This is a genomic window from uncultured Nevskia sp. (genome assembly GCF_903885465.1).
Taxonomy (GTDB): domain Bacteria; phylum Pseudomonadota; class Gammaproteobacteria; order Nevskiales; family Nevskiaceae; genus Nevskia.
In genome coordinates this window covers 1-7708 of the sequence record NZ_CAISIQ010000247.1, presented here as the reverse complement: position 1 = coordinate 7708, position 7708 = coordinate 1, and the positions used below count along the sequence as shown (strand labels likewise).

8 protein-coding genes are annotated in these 7708 nt (G+C 63.4%); 2 read left to right on the top strand and 6 right to left on the bottom strand.

Annotation, left to right across the window (positions count from 1 at the left end; genetic code table 11):
• The first annotated feature begins 125 nt into the window (after positions 1 to 125).
• The gene (locus QZY06_RS09300) at positions 126 to 299 is read left to right on the top strand and encodes a hypothetical protein (RefSeq protein WP_295683247.1); all 174 of its coding nucleotides are present in this window, start codon (positions 126 to 128) and stop codon (positions 297 to 299) included.
• A gap of 50 nt (positions 300 to 349) precedes the next feature.
• Here the strand turns inward: QZY06_RS09300 and QZY06_RS09295 are convergent, their stop codons facing one another.
• From QZY06_RS09295 to QZY06_RS09270, 6 genes are all read right to left on the bottom strand, one after another.
• Positions 350 to 1411 (bottom strand): pectin acetylesterase-family hydrolase, encoded by a 1062-nt coding sequence (locus tag QZY06_RS09295; protein WP_295683244.1) that lies wholly within the window; start codon positions 1409 to 1411, stop codon positions 350 to 352.
• Positions 1412 to 1812: 401 nt separating this feature from the next.
• Complete coding sequence (locus QZY06_RS09290; RefSeq protein WP_295683241.1) at positions 1813 to 2103, bottom strand: DUF1330 domain-containing protein; 291 nt, start codon at positions 2101 to 2103, stop codon at positions 1813 to 1815.
• Positions 2104 to 2153: 50 nt separating this feature from the next.
• Entirely contained in the window at positions 2154 to 3320 is a 1167-nt protein-coding gene (locus tag QZY06_RS09285; protein WP_295683239.1) for a serine hydrolase, read from the bottom strand.
• Between the two features lie 85 nt (positions 3321 to 3405).
• Positions 3406 to 4728, bottom strand: a complete 1323-nt coding sequence (locus tag QZY06_RS09280) for an MFS transporter (RefSeq protein ID WP_295683236.1) — start codon at positions 4726 to 4728, stop codon at positions 3406 to 3408.
• Positions 4729 to 4821: 93 nt separating this feature from the next.
• Positions 4822 to 5862 carry a GTP-binding protein gene (locus QZY06_RS09275; RefSeq protein WP_295683234.1) on the bottom strand — a complete coding sequence of 347 codons (1041 nt, stop codon included), beginning with the start codon at positions 5860 to 5862 and terminating at the stop codon, positions 4822 to 4824.
• Positions 5863 to 5883: 21 nt separating this feature from the next.
• Positions 5884 to 6897 carry an NADP-dependent oxidoreductase gene (locus QZY06_RS09270; protein WP_295683233.1) on the bottom strand — a complete coding sequence of 338 codons (1014 nt, stop codon included), beginning with the start codon at positions 6895 to 6897 and terminating at the stop codon, positions 5884 to 5886.
• Between the two features lie 117 nt (positions 6898 to 7014).
• Here QZY06_RS09270 and QZY06_RS09265 point away from each other — a divergent pair, with 117 nt between their 5' ends.
• Positions 7015 to 7413 carry a nuclear transport factor 2 family protein gene (locus QZY06_RS09265; protein ID WP_367275601.1) on the top strand — a complete coding sequence of 133 codons (399 nt, stop codon included), beginning with the start codon at positions 7015 to 7017 and terminating at the stop codon, positions 7411 to 7413.
• Positions 7414 to 7708 lie beyond the last annotated feature (295 nt).

The window sequence follows — 7708 nt, the reverse complement described above, 5'->3', positions numbered from 1 at the left end:
CCGTCGGCGCCAGCGCGACATTGAACTGGTCATCCACCGACAGCAGCAGTTGCAGCGCCAGCGGCAGCTGGTCCGGCAGCCGGGCTACCGCCGGCAGCACGATGGTGACCCCAACCACCAGCGGCATGGCCAGCTACACGCTGAACTGCAGCGGCGATGGCGGCAGCAGCAGTCAAACGATCACCTTGACCGTCAATCCGGCTCCGAAGCGTGGCGGGGGCGCGGTCGACTGGCTGGTCCTGCTGATCGGCGCAGCAGCAGCTGGTCTGCAGCGCAGGAAGCGAGCCGCCAAGCGCTGACGGGAACGGAGCCCTGCGTCCTGTGCGCAGGGCTCCGTTCCGTCGTCAGTTCAGGGATAGCGGCAAGACGACACGCCGACGCGCGTTCTTGCGCCAAGACCATTGGCCCAGCGATAGACGTTCTTCTCGAGAGAGGCGCTGCCCAGGTCCGTGTAGCGGCGGGTCCAGTTGACGTCATCGAAGATCATGCCGTGGACGTCCGGCTCGCAGACGGCGAACAAGCCTTCTCCGGCCGACTGGCCCAACGGCAGCAGGATCGACGCCATGCTCTTGATGAACACCTGATTGACCCAGTCATTCTGCTCAGGCGTATTCGAGTCGGATGGCTGGAAAAGTCCGGCATTGCGGATCGACACCGGATCTCGGACGTTCTGCACAGTGAAGGTCGGCGTGCGCAAGGTCGGCAATGCGTACTGGAACAGCAGGCAGCGCTCGGGCATCTTCGGATTGGCGGCCACGCAGTCGCTGTCGAACTGGGAGTTCCAGTACTGGCTGCCGCCGGCGAGTTGTTCGCGGATCGGCAGCATGTCGGGCGGCGTGCTTTTCGGAGGCATTACATCCGGAAACACGCCCGAATCCACCAGGGTCAGCACCGTTGCTGCGGGCAGCAGCGCGCGTACCCGATTGGCATTGATGAAGGCGCCGACGCCGCCAGCCGAGCCGCCGCTGAGCAGCACCACATCGCCCTTCTTGCCAACGCCATTGCGGCTGGTGAGTGACTGGATCATGGCTTCGACCACTCGCGCACCGCGAAACTGGAAATTCGCAGCGCCACCCGTCGGCCCTGTGTCACCGCTATACAGATCCGACGTGCAATACGGCAAGAAGACGCGATTCCAGGATTGGAAATTGGGATTCTTACTGCTGCTGGAAAGAATGCCGGTGCCGTTGACCGACGTCGGATAGGACATCGACGAACGCCCCTCGGGCGGACGACGGCTGCAATCGGCATCGGTGGCACAGAAACCGCCGCCGCCGAGATAGATCACCGTCTTGTTGGCATCCCGTGCCGCATTGCTGCCCACCCCGGCCTGCCAGTAGTACACCGCTGACGAGCCGTCATTACACAGTGCCAGCGGAAAAGCCTTGGTGTCGATCGGCTGGCGCTGCATGCCTGAAGCAGGCGCTGCAGCTTGCACAGTCGTTGGAACTGGCGCTGCCGAGACGGGGTGCCCGGCTACCGCCATCAAGACCGGAATAGCCAACATGCATCGGCTGACTGCGGCCACACGGATACTCGAAAGGCGCCAGCCGCTGGCGGCCAGTTTTCCTCTGGACAAGGTTCTGCTCCCTGAGACTCAAAGACGCTGAATGGCGAGGCGACAGCCGTTCTGAAGGAATCGAACCGTCTTAGGAAGCAGCATTCTGCCACAGATAACTTATTTTATTGGCGCTTTTGATATGACATTCATAGATAAGCCCACAAAATAGGAATTTAACAATTTTCCGATTCCGGCTTCGGGATGGCTGATCAGGGCTGCAAGGCGCGGAGCGCCGCAGCCAGAGCAATCGCTCAGCTCGGCTCTTCAAGCACGAAGAACGTAGCCTCCATCGCTTCGTCACGAACTGGAATCAAGGCCTGGTAGGCGGCCGAGTGATACCAGTCGTGGGCAGCGGCGGCCGATGGGAAACGGGCAACCATCGCGTTGTTCACGTCGATGGTGCCGGCCAGCGTTTCGCAGTGCTTGCCGCGGCCCAGCACGACGCCGCCGGCGGCGGCAACCGTCGGGCCGGCGGCGGCGGAGTATTCCTGCAATTTGGCAGGGTTCCTGATCTTGACCAGGGCGATCATCAAAGCGGGCATGGCGAAGTTTCCAGGTTGGCAAGCGAGCAACAGGATGCAGACGCGATGACTCAGCGGTGGTCGTAGATCGTCCGCTCGAACTTCTGGTACAGCGTCACCACCTTGGCATCCCAGAACGGCAGGATCTGGGTCAGCAGCGCGGCGGTGATGCCGGACTTCCGGTCGATGAAGAAATAGGCGTTCGGCAGACCGGCCCAGGCCAGGCTGCCGGCGGCGCGGCCTTCCGGCAGCGGCTGCTGATTGATGATGAAGCTCAGGCCCCACTTCAGATCGATGCCCGGATGCAGGTCACAATCGTTCGACAGCTGCGGGAGATGGGTCTTCAACACCGGCACCGACAACGCGCCGATATGGTTTTGGCACATCAGCTCGACCGTGGTCGGCGCGAGAATGCGATTGCCATCGAGGATGCCGCCGTTGAGGATCGCGCGGCAAAAGCGCAGGTAATGCGGCAGGCTGCCCATCAGGCCATGGCCGCCCATGTCGTGCTCGGCATCCGGCGGCAGGCCGAACGGGATCACCACCAAGCCGCCGTCCGGCAGGCGCGCATGCATGGCGCTGGCACGGGCCTGCTGCTCGGCATTGGCTTCGAAGGTGACGTCCTTCATGCCCAGCGGCGCGAAGATGTGCTTGGCCATGTAGTCGCGCAGCTTGAGGCCGCTGACCTGCTCGACCATGCGGCCGGCCCAGTCAATGCCGATGCTGTAATTCCAGGCGGTGCCCGGATCGGCAACTAGCGCCCGATCCATCGTTGCCGACGAGCCGCTGATGACGCCCGGCTTGCCGGCGTCGGTCAGTTCCTTGTCGACATCGGCATTGAAGAATTCGTAGGCGAAGCCGCTGGTGTGGGTCAGCAGATTGCGCAGCGTGATGGTGCCTTTCGGCGCGCGCAGCATCGCCTTGCCGTTGGCATCCCAGCCGGTACGCACCTGGATCTTGCCGAGCTCCGGCAGCACCTTGGCGGCAGGCGCGTCGAGATCGAGCTTGCCCTGCTCGACAAGCTGCATCGCAGCCGTACCGGTGACCGCCTTGGTCATCGATGCAAACCAGGCGAAGGTGTCGACGGTCATCGGCACCTCGCCGCCAAGCGCACGCACTCCGGCTGAACCTTCATAGAACACGCCATCGCGATCGGCGGCGACGGCGACCACGCCCGGAATCTCTCCGGCTTCGGTGCCACTTTTCAGCAGGGCGTCCAGCGCGTTGCTCAGGCTCATCGATGTTCTCCTCGTGTTCTGGTTTTAATCACGACGCCGAGTATCGCGAGCAGGCCTCACGATGGATAGAAGGGCGACTCCGTAGCTAGCTTGTAGTTCGTCCCACCCGCAGCGCTGTTGCCGGCACCAGCAGCAAGGTTGCCAGCGCGCCGAGCGCGGCGATGCCGGCCATCAGCAGCAGCCCGGCGTCGAGGGAGCCGGTCACGCCCTTCATCCAGCCCATCAAGGACGGGCTGACGAAGCCGCCGAGGATGCCGATCGAGCTGATCACGGCGATGCCGGCTGCGGCGGATTCGCGGCCGAGATAGGTCGGCGGGATCGTCCAGAACAGCACGCTGGAGAAGCTGAACACCGCACTCAGGCAGAGCAGCAGGATGGTCGGCCAGAACGCTCCGGCGACGAGTGTGGTCGCGTACAGACACGAGGTACCAAGCAGCAAGGTCAGCGCGACATGCCAGCGGCGCTCGCGCATCCGATCCGACGACGCGCTGATCAGCAGGATGCCGATGCCGCCGGCCGCATAAGGCAGCGCGCTCCAAAGGCCGACCGACGCGAGCGAGCCGACATTCAAGCCCTTGATCAGCGTCGGCAGCCAGAACGTGAAGGTGTAGACCGAGCAGGCGCAGCAGAAGTAGATACCGGCCATCACATAGGTGCGCGGGTCGGCCAGCGCGGTCAGCGCGCCGGCCCGATCGTGACTGTCGCCGGGGGTCTGATCGGCATCGAGCACGCGCTGCACCAGTTGCCGTTCGCCGGCATCGAGCCACTTCGCATGCCCGGGCCGATCGGCGAGCAGGACATAGACCAGCACGCCGAACAGCGCCGTCGGCAAGCCTTCGAGCACGAACAGCCACTGCCAGCCGGCGAGGCCATGGATGCCGTCCATGTGGGTCAGGATCGCCCCGGACAGCGGGCCACCGATCATCCCGGTGATCGGAATGCCGAACAGGAACAGGCCGGTGACGCGACCGCGCCGATGGCTCGGGTACCACCAGGTCAGGTACAGGATCACGCCGGGAAAGAAGCCGGCCTCGAACACGCCGAGCAGCAGGCGCACGCCATAGAACTGCCAGGGCTCGACGACGAACATGGTTGCCGCCGAGGTCAGGCCCCAGAGCACCATGATCCGCAGGAAGGTCAGGCGCGCGCCGATCTTCTGCATCCACAGATTGCTCGGCAGTTCGCAGAGGAAATAGCTGAGGAAGAAGATGCCGGCGCCAAGACCGTAGACGGCGTCCGAGAAGCCCAGCGACTGCTTCATCTGCAACTGCGCATAGCCGACGTTGATGCGATCGAGGAAGGCCAGCACGTAGGCGATCATGATCACCGGCACGATGCGGCGATCGATCTTGCCGTAAACGGCAGATTCGACGGCGGATTCTTCAGCAGCGGATTCAGCAATGGCCATGGCGTTCGCGGTTCTCGTCGGCTGGCGATGTTACGCAAAAGGCTTGCGCCAAAGACAGCGCCTTCGCGCGAACCCGGCGTCAGCCTCGGCAACTCAATGCATCGGCGTAGCAACCGGCTCGACGACACAGCCACCCAGCTGCGCCAGCAACCAGTCGCGATCGAGATCGCGGCCGATCAGTACCAGACGCGAACGCTGCGGCTCGAACATCCGCCAGATCGTCGACGGCGTGGCCTGGATCAAGCCCTGCACGCCCTGCACCACGATGCGGCTGCGCATGCCGGCAATCGCCAGCACGCCCTTGATCCGCCACAGCGACTCGCCGTAACGCTCGTCGATCGCCGCCAGCGCGGTCTTGAACTTGAGGCCATCGAGCGGCTGCTCGGCTTGGAAGCTGATGCTGCCGACACCCGGCGTGTGCCTCGCGGAGCCCATCGGCCGGAACACCGGCTGCGGCGTGAACACCACGCGATCGGATTGATAGCCGCGCATCTCCAGCAGCTTGTCGAACACTTCACCCCAGGGCGCATCCGGCACCGCAATGGAGTCGATCGCGGCGACGCTGTTGGCATTGCTGATCGTCGCCAGCAGCGCCGCTTCGACATCGACCGCCTGCGCGCCAGCCCGCTCGCGCAGCAGATCGATCTTGGTGACCAGGATGCGGTCGGCATAACCCAGCTGGGCCTGAGCCTCGACCGACTCCAGCAGATTACGCTGGCCGTTAACGGCATCGAACAAGCTCACCACGCCATCGAGATGGAACTTGGTCAGCAGCTCGGTCTCGGCCATGAAGGTGCGAACGATCGGGCCGGGATCGGCAAGACCGGTGGGTTCGATCAGCACATGGTCGAACTGAATCGTGCCGGCATCGCGTTGCCTGGCCAGATCGTTCAGCGCATCGGCGAGATCACCACGAACCGTGCAGCAGACGCAGCCATTGGTCAGCTGCACGATCGTTTCACCGCCGTCCTTGACCAGCAGATCGGCATCGACATTGATCTCGCCATACTCGTTCTCGATCACCGCGAAGCGTCGGCCGTGCGCCTCTTTCAGGATGCGGTTGATCAGCGTGGTCTTGCCGGAGCCGAGAAAGCCGGTCAGCACGGTGACGGGAATCGTGCGGCTTGAACTCATGACCGTTCTCCGTGGCGTCGTTCAGTCAAGCCGCACCAGTTGCTTGCCGCGGTTCTGGCCGGCGAACAAGCGCTTCAGCGCGTCGGGCGCGGCATCGAAACCTTCGGCGATGTCGACCGGGTTCTTGATCTTGCCAGCGGCCAGCCAGGGGCTCATCTCGGCCACCGCTTCATCGCTGCGCGCCAGATAGTCGAAAACCAGGAAGCCCTGCATCAAGGCGCGCTTGAGGATCAGCTGGTGGTACTGGCGGATCGGCGGCATGTCGTCGAAATTGCCGTAGCCGGCGATGGCGCCGCACATCACCACGCGGGCGCCGTCGGCAAGATTGGCCAGACCGGCGTCGAGGATGTCGCCGCCGACGTTGTCGAAGTACACGTTGATGCCATTCGGGCAGCGCTCGCGCAGTGCATCGCGGACATTGCCGGCCTTGTAGTCGATCGCATCATCGAGCCCCAGTTCCTCGCGCAGCCAGCGGCACTTGCCTTCCCCACCGGCGATACCGAGCGTGCGCAGGCCGCGCGCCTTGGCGATCTGTGCGGCGATGACGCCGGTGGCTCCGGCCGCGCCGCTGACCACCACGGTGTCGCCAGCTTGCGGCCGGCCGATGTCGAACATGCCGAAGTAGGCGGTGAGGCCGGTGATGCCGAACAGCGACAGTGCGGACGGCAAGTCGATGCTGTCTGGCAACTTGGTCACCGTGCCGAGCGCATCACGGCCATCGCTCAGGCTGTAGTCCTGCCAGCCGAAAGTGCCAGTGACCTGGTCGCCTGCCTTGAAGCCGGGATGACGCGATTCGATCACCTCGCCGCCGGTGAAGGCGCGCATCGGTTCACCGAGCGCGACTTTCTTCACGTAGGTGTCGGTGTCCATCCAGGCACGCTGCGAGGGATCGCAGGAGAACCAGCGGTTGCGGATCAGGAACTCGCCGTCGCGAATGGTCGGGATCGCAGCTTCGGATTTTTCGAAATGCTCGTGCTCGACGGCGGGGCCTTCAGGCCTGGATTTGAGCAGCCATTGGCGGTTGCGGGTGGTCATGCGAGGCAGTGGTGCTGGAGAATGAAGGCGACCACTTTAATGCTGTCTGCATCCCCTGCCGCTTTAGGGCGAACCCGCGACCATCACAACCGTCAAGACCTGAAGGAATCTTTCACGATGACCCAAGCAGACCCGATCCACCGCTGGCACGAGATGGTCCAGGCCCGGAGCCCGCGCGGGCTCGACACGATCCTGGCCGACGACGTGGTGTTTCATTCGCCGGTCGTCCATACCCCGCAAGTCGGCAAGGCGATCACCCAGAAGTACCTGACCGCTGCGTTCTTCGTGTTCTTCAATCCGAGCTTCCACTATGTCCGTGAAGTGCGCAGCGGGCTTGATGCGGTGCTGGAGTTCGAGGTGACGATCGACGGCATTCTGGTCAATGGTGTGGACATGATTCGATCGAACGAGGCGGGTTTGATCGTCGAGTTCAAGGTGATGTTGAGGCCCTTGAAGGCGATCAATCTGATTCATCAGAAGATGGGGGAGATGTTGGCGGGGGCGAAGAAGTCGTAGATCGCTTGTTTGGCGTTCTGTGCTTCGGCTGGGCTCTCTCAAGCTTCTTATTCGATAGCTTTCGACTTGATCGGTCGGTGTTGTTGTTTTCTGGCGTTGGCGCACTATTCCGCGCTGTCGCGCGGGTAACTTTCTTCGAACGCCCGAAGAAAGTCACCAAAGAAGTGCGCCCCGCGGCATGCCGCCGGAGGACGAAAAGCTGTCCTCCGGTTCCCTGTGCTTCTCGCGCTCTCCGGGGCACCGCGCCGACAGGCCATCCATGGCCTGGCAGCGCTCGACCGGCCTCCATGCCGGT

What these genes read in the sequence shown, in the direction of transcription:
- QZY06_RS09290 (WP_295683241.1), bottom strand. Translation starts at nt 2,103, where the DNA reads ATGCCCGCTTTGATGATCGCCCTGGTCAAGATCAGGAACCCTGCCAAA.
- QZY06_RS09295 (WP_295683244.1), bottom strand. Translation starts at nt 1,411, where the DNA reads ATGCAGCGCCAGCCGATCGACACCAAGGCTTTTCCGCTGGCACTGTGT.
- QZY06_RS09280 (WP_295683236.1), bottom strand. Translation starts at nt 4,728, where the DNA reads ATGGCCATTGCTGAATCCGCTGCTGAAGAATCCGCCGTCGAATCTGCC.
- QZY06_RS09265 (WP_367275601.1), top strand. Translation starts at nt 7,015, where the DNA reads ATGACCCAAGCAGACCCGATCCACCGCTGGCACGAGATGGTCCAGGCC.
- QZY06_RS09285 (WP_295683239.1), bottom strand. Translation starts at nt 3,320, where the DNA reads ATGAGCCTGAGCAACGCGCTGGACGCCCTGCTGAAAAGTGGCACCGAA.
- QZY06_RS09300 (WP_295683247.1), top strand. Translation starts at nt 126, where the DNA reads ATGGCCAGCTACACGCTGAACTGCAGCGGCGATGGCGGCAGCAGCAGT.
- QZY06_RS09275 (WP_295683234.1), bottom strand. Translation starts at nt 5,862, where the DNA reads ATGAGTTCAAGCCGCACGATTCCCGTCACCGTGCTGACCGGCTTTCTC.
- QZY06_RS09270 (WP_295683233.1), bottom strand. Translation starts at nt 6,897, where the DNA reads ATGACCACCCGCAACCGCCAATGGCTGCTCAAATCCAGGCCTGAAGGC.